Origin of the sequence: Synechocystis sp. PCC 6803 substr. PCC-P (assembly GCF_000284455.1) — a bacterium.
GTDB lineage: Bacteria > Cyanobacteriota > Cyanobacteriia > Cyanobacteriales > Microcystaceae > Synechocystis.
The window spans coordinates 2,587,484-2,603,918 of record NC_017039.1 but is presented as its reverse complement, the minus strand read 5'-3'; the positions used below and the strand labels follow the sequence as shown (position 1 = coordinate 2,603,918).

The following is a 16,435-nucleotide window of genomic DNA, read 5'->3' as shown; positions in this document are numbered from 1 at the left end:
TTTTTTGAGCCATTACCCATGTCCCATTTAAATTCTCTGGCATTACTGACTCTAAAAGTATTACTTCCCTCATTCTTAATCTCCTGGGGCATTAAATTTATTGTGCCTGCCTTTGCTCCCCCACCGGAGTTGCCCTGGGTCTTACTATTGGTGTTCACTCCAGTGCTGGCGATCGCCGTTTGGTTAGGGCTACAGGAATGGCAGGGGAGGAAAATACCATGACCTTTGCCCAATGGTCTGGTTTTATTAGTCTCCTTTTGATGGGGGCAGTCCTGTGGCAGATCCGCCAATTATTGCTACTGCTGTTTGCTGCGGTGGTGCTGGCCAACGGTTTCAACCATCTTTCCCAATGGTTCCAGCGACGGGGCGTCAAAAAACAATTATCCATTCCCCTAGCGGTCATCATTCTACTGTTGGCCCTAGTAATAGTAGTGGCTCTGATCATTCCCCCCTTTGTGGACCAATTCCAGCAACTCCTGACCCTGGTGCCCGCCAGCATTGATGGCACTCTACAATGGCTCCGGAAAATAGCCAGGGCGATCGACCCAGAATTAACCCCCCTCCTGCCCAACTGGCAACAAATTACCGGGCAGATTAGGCCCATTTTGCAAAAATTAGCCGGCAACGGTTTAGGCCTGTTTTACAGCACCCTAGGGTTACCCCTCACCCTTTTACTGTTGATTGTGCTTAGTTTGATGTTTTTGGCTAATCCCAGGGCTTACCGTCAGGGTTTCATCCGTTGTTTCCCCGCTTTTTATCGAGCACGGGTTGATGTAATTCTGAAGGAATCGGAAATCTTGCTAGAAGATTGGCTCCGGTTGGTGGTAGTCAGTGCTGTGGTGGTCACCGCTGCCACTTGGTTCGGTTTAGTTTTACTTCAGGTGCGGCTTCCCCTGGCCCTAGCCCTTGTGGCCGGTATTTTTGTCGTCATTCCCAACATTGGCCCCCTGATTAGTCTAGTCCCCGCCATGGCGATCGCCCTGTTGGATAATGCCTGGAAACCCCTATTGGTGATGGTACTCTATGGACTGATTAATTATTTTGAATTCCATTGGATCACCCTCCATTGCATGGGCAAACCCCAGCCAATTTTGCGGGGAGTTTTACTGTTAGCCCAGGTCTTTTTTGTGAGTGTGTTTGGACTTTTTGGACTGTGGTTGGCGGTGCCCCTAACCCTAGTGGGACAAGTGTTAGTGCAAGAAATACTAATAAAAGATATTCTTGACCGTTGGCAAAGCTCGGAAGACGCTGGAGAAGAAAAACCAACACAAACCTCCCCTGCATTACCAAAATCCTAGAGAGGGGGCCACAGTAGGTTTAACTGACGGATAAGTCGGCCTGAAGGTGAGAATAATCCTCCTGTAAACTCCCACGAAGTCCACATCGACTAGATCTAAATTGAATCAGTCAGGAAATGCTAAATATTAACTTCCAAAGAAGTTTCGCAGTTTTTAACTCTATGCTTGTTCAAAAAATGCCACCCTTCCGTGGTTAGGGAAAGGGAAAGTGAAACCTCCCCCATTTCCCCAGACAGATCTACGCTTTCCTAGAATAATACTCAATTACAAGCAATTCATTGATCTGCAACGCCACCCACTCGCGGTCAATAACACTGTTGACCTTGCCAGTAAACGTATTTTTATCGAACTCCAAATGGGAAGGCACATTGGCCAAACCCGGAAATTCCATATTGGTTTCCACCAATTTACGGGAACGATCCCGATCACGGACACTGACAATATCCCCGGGGCGGCACTGGTAGCTAGGAATATCTACTACTTGGCCATTAACGGTGATGTGGCCGTGGCAGACTAACTGCCGAGCCCCCGGAATGGTGCCAGCCATGCCCAAACGGAACACAGTGTTGTCCAAGCGCATTTCCAGCAGTTCTAACAGAGCTTGTCCGGTGGAACCCGTAGCCCGACGGGCTTTTTTCACATAACGGACCAATTGCTTTTCCGTAATGCCGTAGTTCAACCGTAGTTTCTGTTTTTCTTCTAGCCGAATGGCATACTCAGAACGTTTGCGACGGGCTTGGCCATGTTGGCCGGGGGGGTAGGCACGGCGAGGGGATTTGCGGCTTAAACCGGGTAATTCCCCAAGGCGGCGGACGATCCGCAGACGAGGTCCTCTATAACGAGACATCTTAGTTGGTCATCTCCTAATTAATAATTCCCAAACGTCCCATTATACCCCATTGTCCAAGCAAAACCTAGAGATTATTAGATAAGGTAGCCACTGGATTAGCTTAAATCATTAACTTTGCATTGTAAAAACAAGGCATACAAATACAATACACATCTCAATAGTCAATGTTGTTCTAGTGGGTCGATTATCCTCTCCCACTTTGAATTGAATGAAGAGTTCATACCACTTTCAATATCCTCTATCACTTTGTTGTCATTGTTTCGTTCTTTTTGAGTTTGGTTATCTGCATAGTTTTCTTCTATGCTGCGACGTATGTATTCTCCATCTACTTTTTTTCCCTTCACCTGTTTTTTCACTTTCTGTTTGACACAATATGCAACATTGGCAATAATTAAGCCGAGGTCAATACTCCCGTCATTTATTATACTCTTTACACCTCCTTCAATTGACTCTTCTCCAAAATTTTCTGCTATATATTCAAGTATTGCTTCTCTGTTGATTGAATCTTGAATCTCTTCTTTTTTGTTATTTATGTAATTGACTACCTGGTTGAGATGAGTTTTCAGTTCATCTATTTTTTTATAGTGTGAATTGTAATAATTAATTAAATTGTTGGTACGGCACTTTTCCGCCAGTAGTTCCTCTAATTCATCGTCTCCAGTAAATTGTCTCCTCTGCAAAAAAGTGGTTATTTCATCATACTCCTGCCAATTTTCTAAAAATTGAATGTGCTGGATAGCTTCAACCTCATTAGAATCTTCTATTATTTTTCTGATAGCTTCTTGTTCTGCGCGTGGACAACAAATATATCTTATATCGACATAATCAAACTCTAGAGAATCTCCTCGTGTACATCGCCATTCTCTTTCCCATGTATAGCCCCGTAAGTCTGCATTTTCAAATAGAGGGGAAATTTGTGCTATCAAAAGTTCCATTTCCTTCTTCATTTCATTGGTTGATTTTTGGCTACCATCTACTCTTTTTTTAAGATCTTTGACGTAACTAAACAAAGATTCGTCAAGATAAACAGTAGGATAAACACCTTTATGAACCATTGTCTCTTTGCTAAATCCTAAGCCATACTCTAAGTTGATTCTATCTTTTCTGTCACTCCATCTATATCTAAAAAAATCTAATGCGAAGGGTGGGCTTTCAGTAAAACAAACCATTTTATATGGATGCTTCTCTTTATTTGCACCACGAGGGATATTCAATATTAATTTTTGTTGTTCTAGAATATTTATTAGGCTGTCTTTTGTTGTCAAATGAAATAAATAGGGGGACATGTCCGGTTTTTCACCGGGAGTCAAGTCAAATGTCCGAGTTCTATTTTTGGGGATCTTGTTTGACATTGTGCTAGGCACCACCGATTTGAAGTTAGAAAAAAGTAGTTTAGACTTAAATTTTCTAGGAATCGCCCAAATAGGCTTCCAGAACCCTAGGGTCAGATTGAATTTGCTCGGGAGTGCCATCGGCTAAGTTTCTCCCTTCCGCCAATACCCAAACGTGATGACAGAGGGTCATGATCACGTCCATATTGTGTTCAATCACTAAAAAAGTGATGCCCTGGCGGTTCCAGTTGACAATATGTTCACAAATTTGCCCAATCAGGGTGGGGTTAACTCCAGCGGCGGGTTCATCTAGCAGAATTAGTTTCGGATTGCTCATCAAGGCCCGGGCCATTTCCAATAACTTCCGTTGCCCCCCCGATAACGCTCCGGCATAATCCTGGGCTTTAGCCCCTAGGCCCACCGACTCCAACATGGCCATGGCTTTTTCCCGATTGGCCCTTTCTTCCTTCTGGACCCGTCGAAAATTAATTAGTCGGGGCAAAAACTTTTCCCCAGTCTGATGTTGATCCGCCAGCAACATATTTTCCAACACCGTCAGGCGGGAGAGCACTTTGGCCACCTGAAAAGTCCGCACAGAACCCCGTAGGGCAATTTGGTGGGGGGCTAGCTGGCCAATGGAATCACCATTGAAAAGCACTTCCCCTTGGTCAGGACGAATGAAGTTGGAGAGTAGATTAAATAGGGTGGTTTTGCCAGCACCGTTGGGGCCAATTAACCCGGTGATGCTACCTTCTTTGACTACAATATCGGCGTGGTCCACTGCCCGCAGACCGCCAAAGCTTTTGGATAGTCCCTGGGCGAGGAGTAGGGAACTTTCTGGACTACCGAGGTTTTCTGCCGGCGTGATGCGATCGCTCATGGAAACTGTGTCAATTACCGCTCAATTACTTTGATTTAGGCGAAGCTAATGGTGCTCCGGTTCCCGTTGATGAAATCCCAACCGCTTTGGGGCTTTTTGCCTGGGGGTTGAACTTGTTCCAATAATAGGTGGCCGTTGCCGGTTTCCAAAACAGGTCCCCAATTTTTGATGGTGCCGATTATATTGCCTGGTTCCCCCGCTTCTAATGAGTAATTTAGGTAGGCGGTGGCTAAATCTTGATACTTTTCCGGCAAGAGGGGAAAAAATTCAGCTCCAAGGGGAACAGTGCTAATTATTTTCAAAATCTGCTCTCCCCAAGCTGTGTGGCACGCCGGTGCAAAACCCCGCACTTGGTTATGGATTTCCAGGGCACTCCGGTGCCAATTAATGACAAAATCCCCTTTTTTCAGCAGTGGGGCATAGGTGGCTTCCGTTTCAGTTTGGGGAATGGGTTGCAGTTGGCCTGCATCTAAATCCTTTAGGGTTTGCACTAACAATTCCGCCCCCGACCTAGCCAATCGATCGCCGATCGCCGTTAGGTTATCCATTAAGCCAATGGGGGTAGTAGTTTTCAGCAGCATGGCCCCGGTGTCCATGCCTTCGTCCATCAGCATAGTGGTGACTCCGGTTTCCGTTTCTCCGTTGGCGATCGCCCATTGCAGGGGAGCAGCCCCACGATATTTGGGTAAGAGGGATCCATGGACATTGACACATCCCAGCCGGGGCATGACCAAAATTTCTGGGGAAAGTAGCTGCCCATAGGCCACCACCACAAAGAAATCCGCTTGGCAATTTTTTAACTTAGCTAAGGTTTCTTGGCATCGTTTGACCCGTTCCGGTTGCCACACAGGAATACCGGCTTGTACTGCGACTTCTTTAACTGGGGAAGGGATTAACTTACTCCCCCTACCCCGACGGCGATCGGGCTGGCTCACCACCGCCAACACATCAATATCCGGGTGCCCCAAAAGAGCTTCCAGGGTAGGAACAGCAAAATCTGGTGTACCAAAGAAAACAGTTTTCATCACAAAATATCTAGAAAGTCTGCCCAGTTCATTACACCTTTAACTACCATGGTCTTAATTACCCTTAACAATGTAAAGAATTGTGAGAAACGGCATCTCTGCATTAATCCTTCTAGTGAATTAAAAGTACAATTCGGGCCGATAGTTAAGCAAATTACAACCAAGTACAGTCGTAGTTCATCGGACTAAATCTACCCTTTTTGAGGATATACCCCAATGGTTACCGAACAAGACCGTGAGTACATGCGCCAGGCGATCGCCATTATGAGGGATGCGGGGGTGGTCAACAAGACCGGCGGTCCCTTTGGCGTCGTGATTGTCAAAGACGGAGAAGTGATTGGGGCGGCCGGGAACAGTGTGATCCAAGATAATGATCCCTCTGCCCATGCGGAAGTCAATGCCATCCGGGAAGCTTGTAAAACCGTGGGTAGCTGGAACCTGGAAGGGGCGGTGATGTACAGCAGTTGTGAATGTTGCCCCATGTGCTACGCCACCAGCTATTGGGCCAGGATTGACAAAATTTACTACGCCGCTGGTTGGAGCGATTTTGAAGATCTCTTTGACGACAGTAACATCAGTAAAGACTTGGAAAAACCTTACCCCGAAAGACTGCTGGCACCGGAGCAAATTTTACAGGAAGAAGCCCAAGTAGTTTGGCAGGAATTTCGTCAGTTACCGGACGGTGCCCGCTATTAAATTGGTACAAATCTTACCAAAAATGTAGCGTTATTTTTTAGGCCAATTGTTGGAAAATTACCCGGAAAAATTGCAGTAGTAAAAGCAGGGCAAGAATAATGGTTACTAAAGCCAGTGCTTGCTCTTTTTTTGTGCCTTGACCTTCTAGCCAGCGTTGATAAATGCCACTGACCCAAGGTACCGCAAACCAACCCGTGATAGAGACGCTACAAAAATTACCAAATAGCATCCAGGTGGGAAAGTCGATAAAATCCGGTTTACGGAATAATAGGTTAAAGCCCATCACAGTGGGATAAAGCACCAACAACACCAAAAGATTGATTTTCCACACAGGGGAAGGTTTGCTCAACTTGCGTTTTAGCCAACGACTGTAACCTTCCGTATTAACTTTACCTTCAAACTGATAACCAGCATTTTCTTCTAGGTAAATTAGTTGCCTTCTTTCCGGGCTATCTATCCAGCCCATAAAGTTTTCCAGTGTATCAAAACGGATTACAGTCTCCGCTACAAAAATATCCCCTTCAGATCTTAATTCCGTGGATTCACTGCTAATATAACCAGGATATTTTGTTACTAATATTTTTAACTGTTCTTGGCATTCCAGAAAAATTTCGTGGTGGTCCGGGGTGACCCGATGGGCAAAATGATACTCAAAATACTCATCGGCGGCCTGGTCTGGAGTTGGTGGGGAAGTCATGGGCAATGGGAATGGGGACGCGGGGTCAGTATATCGGCGATCGCCTAGTCAACAAAACCCGATATTCTACTAAAAGACTAAACACATCGTTTTCCAACGCTAGAGCTGGGTGGGCCAATGCAATTCGCCAAAATTTTAATTGCCAATCGGGGAGAGATCGCCCTACGCATCATTCACAGTTGCGAAGAATTGGGCATTCCCACCGTGGCAGTCCACTCCACCATCGATCGCCATGCCCTCCACGTGCAACTAGCCAACGAGAGTGTGTGCATTGGGCCACCCCCCAGCAATAAAAGCTATCTCAACATTCCCAATATCATTGCCGCCGCCCTCACCCGCAACGCCACTGCCATTCACCCTGGTTACGGATTTTTAGCGGAAAATGCCCGCTTTGCTGAAATTTGTGCCGACCATCAAATTACTTTCATCGGCCCCAGCCCTGAAGCCATCACCGCCATGGGGGATAAATCCACCGCCAAGAAAACCATGCAAAAGTCCGGTGTGCCCTGTGTGCCTGGCAGTCCGGGCTTGATTGAGTCGGAAGCAACGGCCCTAAAAATTGCAGCGGAAATTGGTTACCCGGTAATTATTAAAGCCACAGCTGGGGGCGGCGGTAGGGGGATGCGCCTCGTCCAGGAAGAAAAGGATTTTCTCAAACTGTTCCATGCGGCCCAGGGGGAAGCAGGGGCGGCCTTTGGCAATCCAGGGGTTTACCTGGAAAAATTCATTGAAAAACCCCGCCATATTGAGTTCCAAATTTTGGCCGATAGCCACGGTAACGTAGTGCACCTGGGGGAAAGGGATTGTTCCATCCAACGGCGACATCAAAAGTTACTCGAAGAAGCCCCTAGTCCCTTTTTGACTCCCCACTTGCGGAAAAAAATGGGGGAGGCGGCGGTGAAAGCGGCCAAATCCATTAACTACGTCGGAGCCGGCACAGTGGAATTTTTGGTGGATGGTAACGGTAATTTCTACTTTATGGAAATGAACACCCGCATTCAGGTGGAGCATCCGGTTACAGAAATGATTACCGGCTATGACTTGATTTCGGAACAAATCCGCATTGCCATGGGAGAAAAACTCCGCTTCCGCCAGTCCGACGTGGAAATTCGTGGCCATGCCATTGAATGCCGCATTAATGCTGAAGATCCCAAACAAAATTTTCGCCCCCACCCCGGCAAAATCAGTGCTTATCTCCCCCCCGGTGGCCCCGGAGTCCGCATTGATTCCCACGTTTACACCGACTATGAAATCCCTCCCTACTACGATTCCCTGATCGGCAAATTAATTGTTTGGGCTGGCGATCGCCCTTCGGCCATCAAGAGAATGCAGAGAGCCTTGCGGGAATGCGCCATCACTGGAGTACCCACCACATTGGAATTTCACCAGCGCATACTACAAACCCCAGCTTTTCTGGCCGGGGATGTGTACACCAATTTCATCGAAGAGCATTTAACACCCTAGTGCTAAACCAGGGCTGCCATGGAAACCTTGCCGGCAATTTGTTTGGCGATCGCCGTGAGGGCTTTGGCCGAGGCTGATTCGGGCTGGGAAACCACAATGGGAACGCCTTTGTCTCCCCCCTCCCGTAGGCCAATTTCCAACGGGACACAGCCCAATAGGGGTACATTCAATTCCTTGGAAGCTTTTTCGCCGCCGCCGGAACCGAAGAGATCATATTGGCGATCCGGCAGATCCGGAGGAATAAAGTAGCTCATATTTTCCACAATGCCCAACACGTTTACCCCCATTTGTTGGAACATTTTCAAACCCCGGCGGGCATCCAACAAAGAGACAGTTTGGGGGGTGGTGACAATGACTGCACCGGCCATGGGCACCGATTGAGTTAGGGTAAGCTGGGCATCGCCGGTACCGGGGGGCATATCCACGATCAGGTAATCCAAGGCTCCCCAATTAACTTGGTAGAGGAACTGACGGATAATGCCGTTCAACATGGGGCCCCGCCAAATTACTGGTTGGTCTGGATCAATTAAAAAGCCCATGGAAACCATTTTGATGCCATGGTTAAACACTGGCTCCAGCACTTCCCCCTGGGGGCTATTTTGCACCTGTACCGCCGCACCGCTTAGACCTAACATGGTGGGGGCATTGGGACCATAAATGTCTGCATCCAATAGTCCCACCGCCGCTCCAGTTTGGGCCAGGGCCACGGCCACATTCACCGCCACAGTGCTTTTCCCCACTCCCCCTTTGCCGCTGGAGATGGCAATGATATTTTTCACTTGTCCCACCGATTGGCGATCGGGCAAGGATTTTTGCTGGGGGGTTTCCGCCGTCACCTTTACTTCCACCTTTTCCACCCCCGGCAAAGTTTTCACCGCCTTTTCGCAATCCTCCACAATGAATTCCCGCAAAGGACAGGCCGGTGTGGTCAACACCAGGGTGAAACTAACAGTGCCCCCGGCGATCGCCACATCCCGGATCATGTTCAGTTCCACTAAGCTTTTTTGTAGTTCGGGGTCTTGAACGGGACGGAGTACAGTTAAAACGGCATCGGTGGTTAGCATAGTGGCAAATGATGACAAAAATTGGGAGAATTCTCTTGGGGATTACAGTCCACCCCTTGATCTTAAAGGTTTTTGGGCAGGTTCCAGCGGTTTACCCCCCAGGAATAGTTAAGCTTTACCATTGGGCAGGGTCTCAGCAAAGAGAAGAAAATTCCCCCCAAACCTAAGCATTGTGTCAGAGTGGAAAGAGACATAGAGCAAACCCTATCCGTTTTCCTCCATGACCCCCAGCCTATTGCCTCCCCGCCTCAATCTGCCCCATGTTGAAGTGTTGCCTAATGGTTTGACCATTATTGCGGAGCAGATGCCGGTGGAAGCCATATCTTTTCAGCTCTGGTTGAGGGTGGGTTCTCGCTGGGAGGGAGATGAAATTAACGGTACTGCTCACTTTTTAGAACATATGGTGTTTAAAGGTACTCCCCGCCTGGCCATGGGGGAATTTGAGCGGGCCATTGAATCAAGGGGGGCGGGCACCAATGCGGCCACCAGCCAGGATTACACCCAGTTTTACTTCACCTCTGCGCCCCAGGATTTTGAGCATTTGGCCCCTTTACAGCTGGATGTGGTGCTCAATCCCACCATTGCCGATGGACCCTTTGAACGGGAACGGTTAGTGGTGCTAGAGGAAATTCGGCGATCGCAGGATGATCCCCAGCGACGCATTTTTCAGCAGGTGGTGCAGTTGGCTTTTCCCGGCACTCCCTATGCTCGCCCTGTTTTGGGACGGCGGGAAATTATCGAAAATCTCCAAGCTCAACAAATGCGGGATTTCCACGCCCATTGGTACCAGCCCCCAGCCATGACAGTGACGGTGGTGGGCAATCAGTCCGTTGGTAATTTGGTGGAAACTGTAGCCCGCAGTTTTGCCGATTGTTACCGGGTCAAATCCCCTTCCCAAACCCTAATGCCCCCGCTGGTTAATATTCCGCCGCCTTTCACTAAGGTAGAAACGACCACGGTGGTGGATGACAGTTTGCAACAGGCCCGTCTAATTTTGCTCTGGCGATCGCCAGGGTTAGACCAGTTTGAGAAAACTTTGCCCCTGGGGGTCTTAGCGGTGATTTTGGGTCGGGGAAGAGTGTCGCGTTTGTTTAGGGAATTGCGGGAAGAAAAGGGTTTAGTGACGGCGATCGGTGCCAGTAATTCCACCCAGGCTACCCAGGGTATGTTCTACATTTCGGCCCAGTTACCAGCGGAAAATATTCCCATGGTAGAGCAATACATCCTAGACCATATTGAGCGACTACAAAATGAACCCATTCCAGAAAAGGATTTAGAACGCATCCGCACCCAAGTGGCCAATCGTTTTATTTTCGGTAATGAACGCCCCGGCGATCGGGCTAATTTATATGGTTATTACTACGCCCAAATTGGCGATTTAGAACCGGCCTTGACCTACCCCGTGCAAATTCAAGCTTTAACGGCCGCAGATCTACAAAAATCAGCCCAAACTTACCTGTCCCCCACTGCCTACGGCAAGGTTATTGCTTTACCAGCAGAGGATTGATCGAGGTTAATAACCATGGCCCACCGAGGTAACAAAGCCCATCTGCCCAGCAAAATTTGTCCCGTTTGCCAGCGTCCCTTCACCTGGCGGAAAAAATGGGCCAATTGTTGGGACGAAGTTAAATATTGCTCTGACCGTTGTCGTCGTTCCCGCATAGGTAGCCCGTAAATAACCAATCGGGCCCGATTGCCTGGCAATGGAGATCAGTTAAATTCAACGCTTGGGTCATTTGTTGAAAACCCAGTTCCCCCACCGGAGTCGGGGCTGCAACCCCACCAATAATTTTCGGGGCCAGAAAAGCATGGACTTTTTGCACTGTCCCCATGGCGATCGCCTCAGCAGCGAGAATACCGCCACATTCCCACAACACCTGCAAACAGTTCCGTTGATATAACTCTTCCATCACCGCCAAGGGAGTTAATTGCTCCAACACTAGGGTTTCTACCTCTAATTTTTCTAGATGGCTAAGCGTATTTCGATCACAGGTTTTTTCCGTAATAACCAAAGTTTTAGCTACATCTTGATCCCACAATTGAGCCTCTATGGGTAAATCTAAACTACGACTCAACACCACGCGCAAAGGATTCACCTCGCCCACCCCATGATTCGTTAACAAAGGATTATCCCGCCGCACCGTATTCCCCCCAATAATCACCGCCTGACATTGACTGCGTAATTGATGAACCCAATGACGAGCCGAGCTACTAGTCACCCAACTGCTATGGGCCTGGGCAGTGGCAATTTTGCCGTCCAAAGTCATGGCGTATTTGAAAATGCCAAAGGGTCGTTGATGCTTGATGCGAAAGCAAAAAGCCTCATTCAGTCGCTGACAAGCTTCCTCTTCCACCCCCACCTTCACCTCAATGCCGGCCTGTCTCAATCGACTAATACCTTTACCCGCCACCAAAGGATTGGGGTCCACCATGCCCACCACCACCTTGGCGATCCCCGCTTGAATAATTGCTTCTGTACAAGGGGGAGTACGACCTTGATGGTTACAGGGCTCCAAATTGACGTATAGAGTCGCTCCCTTGGCCCGATCGCCAGCTTCCCAGAGGGCAAAAATTTCCCCATGGGGCTGCCCCGCTTGGGGATGGAAACCTTGGCCGACAATCTCGTCTCCCTGGACAATGACCGACCCCACCAGGGGATTGGGGGCTGTTTTGCCGATCGCCGTTTTTGCCAGGGTTAGGCAACGACGCATATGGGTTTGGTCTGAGATCATGGCAGGGTAGGGAAATGGAATCTAGTCAAATCTACTGGATTTTTAGCAACGGATTACCCAGCAATTCCCGACTGTGAGTAATGAATATTAACCAGAATTTTGCCCTGACCCCTTCTGGAAAATTACCGATAAATTGTTAGCAGGCATGGGAATTATTGCTTGATTGTGTAAATTTCTCTTTCCCGCTTCCCCAATCACATCTTCCAACTGCCTCAAACCCCAAGCTGGGTTACGACTTTGCAACGATTGATCAAACGCTTCATTGCTAGGAGCCGTTGGTACTCCCTTTTGGCGGTAAGGGCCGTAGAGATAGAGGATGCCCCCCTCCGGCAAAATGCGTTCTGCCCCAGTTAGTAACCCTAAGCAGGATTCCCAGGGGGAAATATGAATCAAGTTGATGGCCACAATACTAGTAACGGGTTCCCGTAATATTTCTCGCTCCACTGGCCAAACCTGGTCATTAACGTCCAAATCCAAAGGTGACTGAAAATTGGCCAATGCTTGATGGTCTCGCCAGGCCATGATACTTTCCCGGCAAAGGGGGTCTGGGTCAGACGTAATCCACCAACGGGGGGAAAATAGGGGCGCAAAAAAGCAAGCATGTTCCCCGGTGCCACTGGCAATTTCTAAAATACTGCCTTGGGAGGGGAGATACTCCTGCAAAACAGCGGCGATCGTCTCTCGGTTGCGTTGGGTAGCGGGAGCATACTGACGGCGATCGGTCATGGTGAAAACAGCAAAAACTTTATGGTAAGCAGTAGTTGGAGAGAAAGAAGAGAAATCAACTACTAACCCATTATGGTGGCATTTTTCGGGATCTCCTGACCCACCCAAGGACGAAATAGGGTCAGAGTAGGGGAGCAAACTGGAGACAACACCAACAATTGCAAATTGGTTAATTGTTACCGTTAAAAATTTTCAATAATCAATAATTCAATGTGGCAACTTCAGTAAAGTTCATACTTCAACAGAGTGCAGGGTAGACCGCCATTGTTAACGGGAAAACGGGCAGAGGTTCTTAAGCCAATGCGTTTGGTCAAAGCCTTGTTTCCACTGAAAACGAAGGCTGTCCAACCCCTAAATCTTTGCTTGAGCACATCCCCTATTTGTTGATAAAAATCCCCCAATGCTTCCTCTTGGCCAATGCGCTTACCGTAGGGAGGATTACAAATTAGCACTCCTTCGGCGGCCGGTGGTTCAATGTCGGCAAAATTCAATTTTTGCCAATGGATTTTTCCTCCCAACTGACATTGTTGGGCATTGCTCTTAGCCGCCTGAATTACCTCCCGATCGCCGTCACTGCCCCACAGGGGAGCTTGGAGGGTATCCCTTTCCCCGGCCTTGGCTGTTTGCAGGAGGGAATGCCAGAGGTCTTGGTCGAAATCGGGCCATTGCTGAAAACAAAAACCAGGCTGAAATTTGCCGGGAGCAATGTTTAAACTTTGTAGCCCCGCTTCCAAGAGAAAAGTACCAGAGCCACAGAGGGGATCATAAAGGGGGAGTTCCGGAGTCCATCCGGCCATAGTTAACAAAGCAGAAGCTAAGGTCTCCTTCAGGGGGGCATTCCCCAGGGCAGGCCGATAACCCCGACGGTGCAGACTAAAACCCGTACTATCCAAACTTAGTTGACAATGGTTTTGGTGAATGTGGGCATTGATAACTATATCTGGCTGCTCGAGGTCAACACTAGAACGACGTTGATAGCGATCACGCTGTTGATCAACAATGGCATTTTTCACCTGAAGAGCGGTGAAATGGCTATGGTTAAGCTGGGGATTTTTGCCAGTGCAGTTAATTTGTAAAGTTTGCTCGGGGCTGAAATATTCGTCCCAATCTATTTTTTTGATGCTGCGGTATAGGTCCTGGGCGTTAAAGGCTTTGACCGTGGCCATGGGCATCAGCACCCGATAAATTAACCGAGACCAGAGGTTAATGCGGTACAGTAGGGCCCGATCGCCAATGAAGGCAACCCCAGCAAATTCTGGCTTTACCTGTTCTGCCCCCAATTCAGTTAACTCCTGGGCGGCGATCGCCTCCAGTCCCCGGGCCACAGTGGCAAAATAGGGCCGAGTTGTTGCGGAAAAGGCGCTAGTGTCTGGCATTGGTCAATGGTAAAGAATGGAAGACAGTGCACCTATCAATGGTCCATGGACAGAGCTAATTCCCCCCTCACCCCCATCGCTATTTAGCTAAACCGGGAAGTCATGCAATAGGGACAATCAAGCCATTCCTGTTGCAGTTCCGCCGCACACGTACGACAGGTTAAAGCACTCTTGCGCTTAGCCCGCATTTCTGACTCCAGTCCGGTATCGGTGAAAGTGACCCGTTCCACCTCCTCTAGGGTGGTGTAGCCTTCCTGCACTAAATTAAGACTATAGGCCAATAGGGTGATCATGCCCTCTTCCACCGCACAATCCTTAATGCGGTCAGTGGTGGCCCCCTGGTTAATCAATTCAGCAATACGCTCAGAATTACGCATCACCTCATAGACCCCCACCCGACCCTTATAGCCACTGCCACTACATTTTTGACATAAATTACCTTTTTGACGGGCAAGATGGATTTCGTCGGGACTGAGGGAATTGGCTTTATAAAAAGTAACCACTTCATCCCCGGAAGCGGACAGCCCAAAGCGGGACAATTCTTCCTTGCTAGGGTGGTAAGCAATGCGACATTCCGTACAAACTTTCCGCATCAGCCGTTGGGCCAACACCCCCAACAATGACCCAGAAACCATAAACGGCTCCACTCCCATTTCATCCAATCTGGCGATCGCCCCGGCCGCATCATTGGTGTGGAGAGTAGTGAGAACTAAGTGTCCAGTCAGAGCCGCCTCAATGGCCGTTTTGGCCGTCTCCTTATCCCTGGTTTCCCCCACCAGAATCACATCGGGATCCTGACGCATAAATGCCCGCAGAATATTGGAAAAATCCATGCCCTTTTCCCGAATCACCTGCACTTGGGTAATGCCCGGTAGAGCATACTCAATCGGGTCCTCCGCTGTGTTGATATTCACCTCGGGGCTATTGCGTTCCGCCAACACCGAGTAGAGGGTGGTGGATTTTCCCGATCCGGTGGGCCCCGTCACCAACATTAAGCCATAGGGCCGGGCGGCCAATTCCCTTACCGTTTGTAGGGTTTCGGGGTTAGTGATTAGAAAATCTAAGCCCAACTGAGTGGCGGAGTTGTCCAAAATCCGCAAACAAACCTTTTCCCCATAGCGGCTGGGTAGGGTATTAACCCGAAAATCCACCTTCCTGCCCTGGTAAATACGGCGAATTTTGCCATCCTGGGGCGATCGCCTCTCCGCAATGTCCATGTCCGCCATAATTTTAAAACGGGCCACCACGGCGGGGGTAATTTTGCGGGGCAGGGGATCGAAAGCCTGATTTAAAACCCCATCCTTGCGGAAACGAATTCTCAGGGTTTCTTCCTGCGGCTCCACGTGAATGTCGGAAGTTCCTTCCTGGAGAGCCTTAGCCAAAATTTTGTTGACCAGGTTAATCACCGGTGCTTGGTTAGCATCGTTGGAGTCTAGAGCATTATCTACATCTTCTTTGTCCTCCCCCAGATTCATGTCGATGGAGCCGACAATATCCGTCAAATCATTAAGTTTATCAAGGGCCCTTTCCTGGTCCCTTTTTTCCTGGGCCGCCTCCCACTCTTCCCGGATGGCATAGTACTGTTCCAACAGTTGGTTAAAATCATCTTGGGTGACCACCAAGCGGCGCAATTCAAAACCTTTAACCCGCAAAATTCGGTTTAGCTCGTCCTGGGCAGCCAAGTTATCGGGGTCCACCATGGCCACTAGCACACTGGGGGGGTCGCCTTCCTGCTGGGCTAAGGGCAAAAACTTGAATCGCCGACAAGTATCCAAAGGAAAAAATCGCCCAATCAACTCGGCCATTTGCTGGGTGGCGATCGGGGCAACCTCCGGATCGACGCTGTCCACCCCGTAAAGTACTTTGAGCTCAAATAACTGATTTTTTTTGTACTGCCGCAGTAGTTCTGGGGACAATTCTCGGCCAGTGACTGCCTTAAGTTCCTCGGGCAAAGACCGCCCAGTTTTTTTCACCTGGACTAGGGCCTGTCGCAATTGTTCAGCATCTACATGGCCCCCCGCCACCAATTTATTGCCGAAGGGGGAAAAATAATTTCGTAGGGCAACGGCACGGCTTTTCTTGGAAGAGGAGGAAGATGTCATAGCAAGACCTACCCAGATTCGTATGATGTAAACTATTCCCTAGCCAATGGTGACCATCGGTGATTATTCACAATGATAATCCTCCGGTCTAGTTAACTGGCCGCACTAACTTACCTGAATTGAAATAACATCGTCATAACTCCCGATCGGATTCGGAGTTTTTTTCAGGTCGGGTTACGCTTAGATAAAGTGTA

At 48.7% G+C, this 16,435-nt stretch carries 16 protein-coding genes; 6 read left to right on the top strand and 10 right to left on the bottom strand.

The annotated features are described in order from the left end of the window. Window positions 1-18 precede the first annotated feature (18 nt). Entirely contained in the window at window positions 19-222 is a 204-nt protein-coding gene (locus SYNPCCP_RS12195; RefSeq protein WP_041428192.1) for a hypothetical protein, read from the top strand. Continuing rightward, window positions 219-1,298 (top strand): AI-2E family transporter, encoded by a 1,080-nt coding sequence (locus SYNPCCP_RS12190; protein ID WP_020862136.1) that lies wholly within the window; start codon window positions 219-221, stop codon window positions 1,296-1,298. Before SYNPCCP_RS12195 ends, SYNPCCP_RS12190 begins: the two co-directional genes overlap by 4 nt. 238 nt (window positions 1,299-1,536) lie before the next feature. On the opposite strand, the gene rpsD is transcribed toward SYNPCCP_RS12190, so the two are convergent. The 4 genes from rpsD to fmt form a co-directional block, all read right to left on the bottom strand. Then, window positions 1,537-2,145 (bottom strand): 30S ribosomal protein S4, encoded by a 609-nt coding sequence (gene rpsD / locus SYNPCCP_RS12185; protein WP_010873531.1) that lies wholly within the window; start codon window positions 2,143-2,145, stop codon window positions 1,537-1,539. Between the two features lie 164 nt (window positions 2,146-2,309). Next, the gene (locus tag SYNPCCP_RS12180; RefSeq protein WP_231848037.1) at window positions 2,310-3,434 is read right to left on the bottom strand and encodes an abortive infection system antitoxin AbiGi family protein; all 1,125 of its coding nucleotides are present in this window, start codon (window positions 3,432-3,434) and stop codon (window positions 2,310-2,312) included. Window positions 3,435-3,555: 121 nt separating this feature from the next. Next, on the bottom strand, window positions 3,556-4,359 hold the full coding sequence (locus SYNPCCP_RS12175; protein ID WP_010873529.1) for an ABC transporter ATP-binding protein: 804 nt from the start codon (window positions 4,357-4,359) through the stop codon (window positions 3,556-3,558). A gap of 35 nt (window positions 4,360-4,394) precedes the next feature. Next, entirely contained in the window at window positions 4,395-5,387 is a 993-nt protein-coding gene (fmt, locus tag SYNPCCP_RS12170) for a methionyl-tRNA formyltransferase (protein ID WP_010873528.1), read from the bottom strand. A gap of 213 nt (window positions 5,388-5,600) precedes the next feature. Between fmt and SYNPCCP_RS12165 the strand changes: the two genes are divergently transcribed. Beyond that, window positions 5,601-6,080 (top strand): nucleoside deaminase, encoded by a 480-nt coding sequence (locus SYNPCCP_RS12165; RefSeq protein WP_010873527.1) that lies wholly within the window; start codon window positions 5,601-5,603, stop codon window positions 6,078-6,080. Window positions 6,081-6,117: 37 nt separating this feature from the next. Here the strand turns inward: SYNPCCP_RS12165 and SYNPCCP_RS12160 are convergent, their stop codons facing one another. Beyond that, window positions 6,118-6,777 (bottom strand): hypothetical protein, encoded by a 660-nt coding sequence (locus SYNPCCP_RS12160; protein ID WP_010873526.1) that lies wholly within the window; start codon window positions 6,775-6,777, stop codon window positions 6,118-6,120. A gap of 117 nt (window positions 6,778-6,894) precedes the next feature. On the opposite strand from SYNPCCP_RS12160, the gene accC reads away from it, so the two are divergent. Continuing rightward, window positions 6,895-8,241 carry an acetyl-CoA carboxylase biotin carboxylase subunit gene (gene accC / locus SYNPCCP_RS12155; RefSeq protein ID WP_010873525.1) on the top strand — a complete coding sequence of 449 codons (1,347 nt, stop codon included), beginning with the start codon at window positions 6,895-6,897 and terminating at the stop codon, window positions 8,239-8,241. Between the two features lie 2 nt (window positions 8,242-8,243). Here accC and SYNPCCP_RS12150 read toward each other — a convergent pair whose 3' ends face one another. Next, complete coding sequence (locus SYNPCCP_RS12150) at window positions 8,244-9,305, bottom strand: Mrp/NBP35 family ATP-binding protein (RefSeq protein ID WP_010873524.1); 1,062 nt, start codon at window positions 9,303-9,305, stop codon at window positions 8,244-8,246. 220 nt (window positions 9,306-9,525) lie between these two features. Between SYNPCCP_RS12150 and SYNPCCP_RS12145 the strand changes: the two genes are divergently transcribed. Both SYNPCCP_RS12145 and SYNPCCP_RS17000 read left to right on the top strand, forming a co-directional pair. Next, entirely contained in the window at window positions 9,526-10,812 is a 1,287-nt protein-coding gene (locus tag SYNPCCP_RS12145; protein WP_010873523.1) for a pitrilysin family protein, read from the top strand. A gap of 15 nt (window positions 10,813-10,827) precedes the next feature. Then, entirely contained in the window at window positions 10,828-10,980 is a 153-nt protein-coding gene (locus SYNPCCP_RS17000; protein ID WP_071822661.1) for a DUF2256 domain-containing protein, read from the top strand. Here the strand turns inward: SYNPCCP_RS17000 and ribD are convergent. The 4 genes from ribD to SYNPCCP_RS12125 form a co-directional block, all read right to left on the bottom strand. Beyond that, window positions 10,931-12,037 (bottom strand): bifunctional diaminohydroxyphosphoribosylaminopyrimidine deaminase/5-amino-6-(5-phosphoribosylamino)uracil reductase RibD, encoded by a 1,107-nt coding sequence (gene ribD, locus SYNPCCP_RS12140; protein ID WP_010873522.1) that lies wholly within the window; start codon window positions 12,035-12,037, stop codon window positions 10,931-10,933. The two genes, SYNPCCP_RS17000 and ribD, sit on opposite strands and share 50 nt — an antisense overlap. Window positions 12,038-12,124: 87 nt before the next feature. Beyond that, complete coding sequence (locus SYNPCCP_RS12135) at window positions 12,125-12,763, bottom strand: class I SAM-dependent methyltransferase (RefSeq protein WP_010873521.1); 639 nt, start codon at window positions 12,761-12,763, stop codon at window positions 12,125-12,127. Between the two features lie 221 nt (window positions 12,764-12,984). Next, entirely contained in the window at window positions 12,985-14,139 is a 1,155-nt protein-coding gene (locus tag SYNPCCP_RS12130) for an RNA methyltransferase (RefSeq protein ID WP_010873520.1), read from the bottom strand. 83 nt (window positions 14,140-14,222) lie between these two features. Then, complete coding sequence (locus tag SYNPCCP_RS12125) at window positions 14,223-16,241, bottom strand: GspE/PulE family protein (RefSeq protein WP_010873519.1); 2,019 nt, start codon at window positions 16,239-16,241, stop codon at window positions 14,223-14,225. Window positions 16,242-16,435 lie beyond the last annotated feature (194 nt).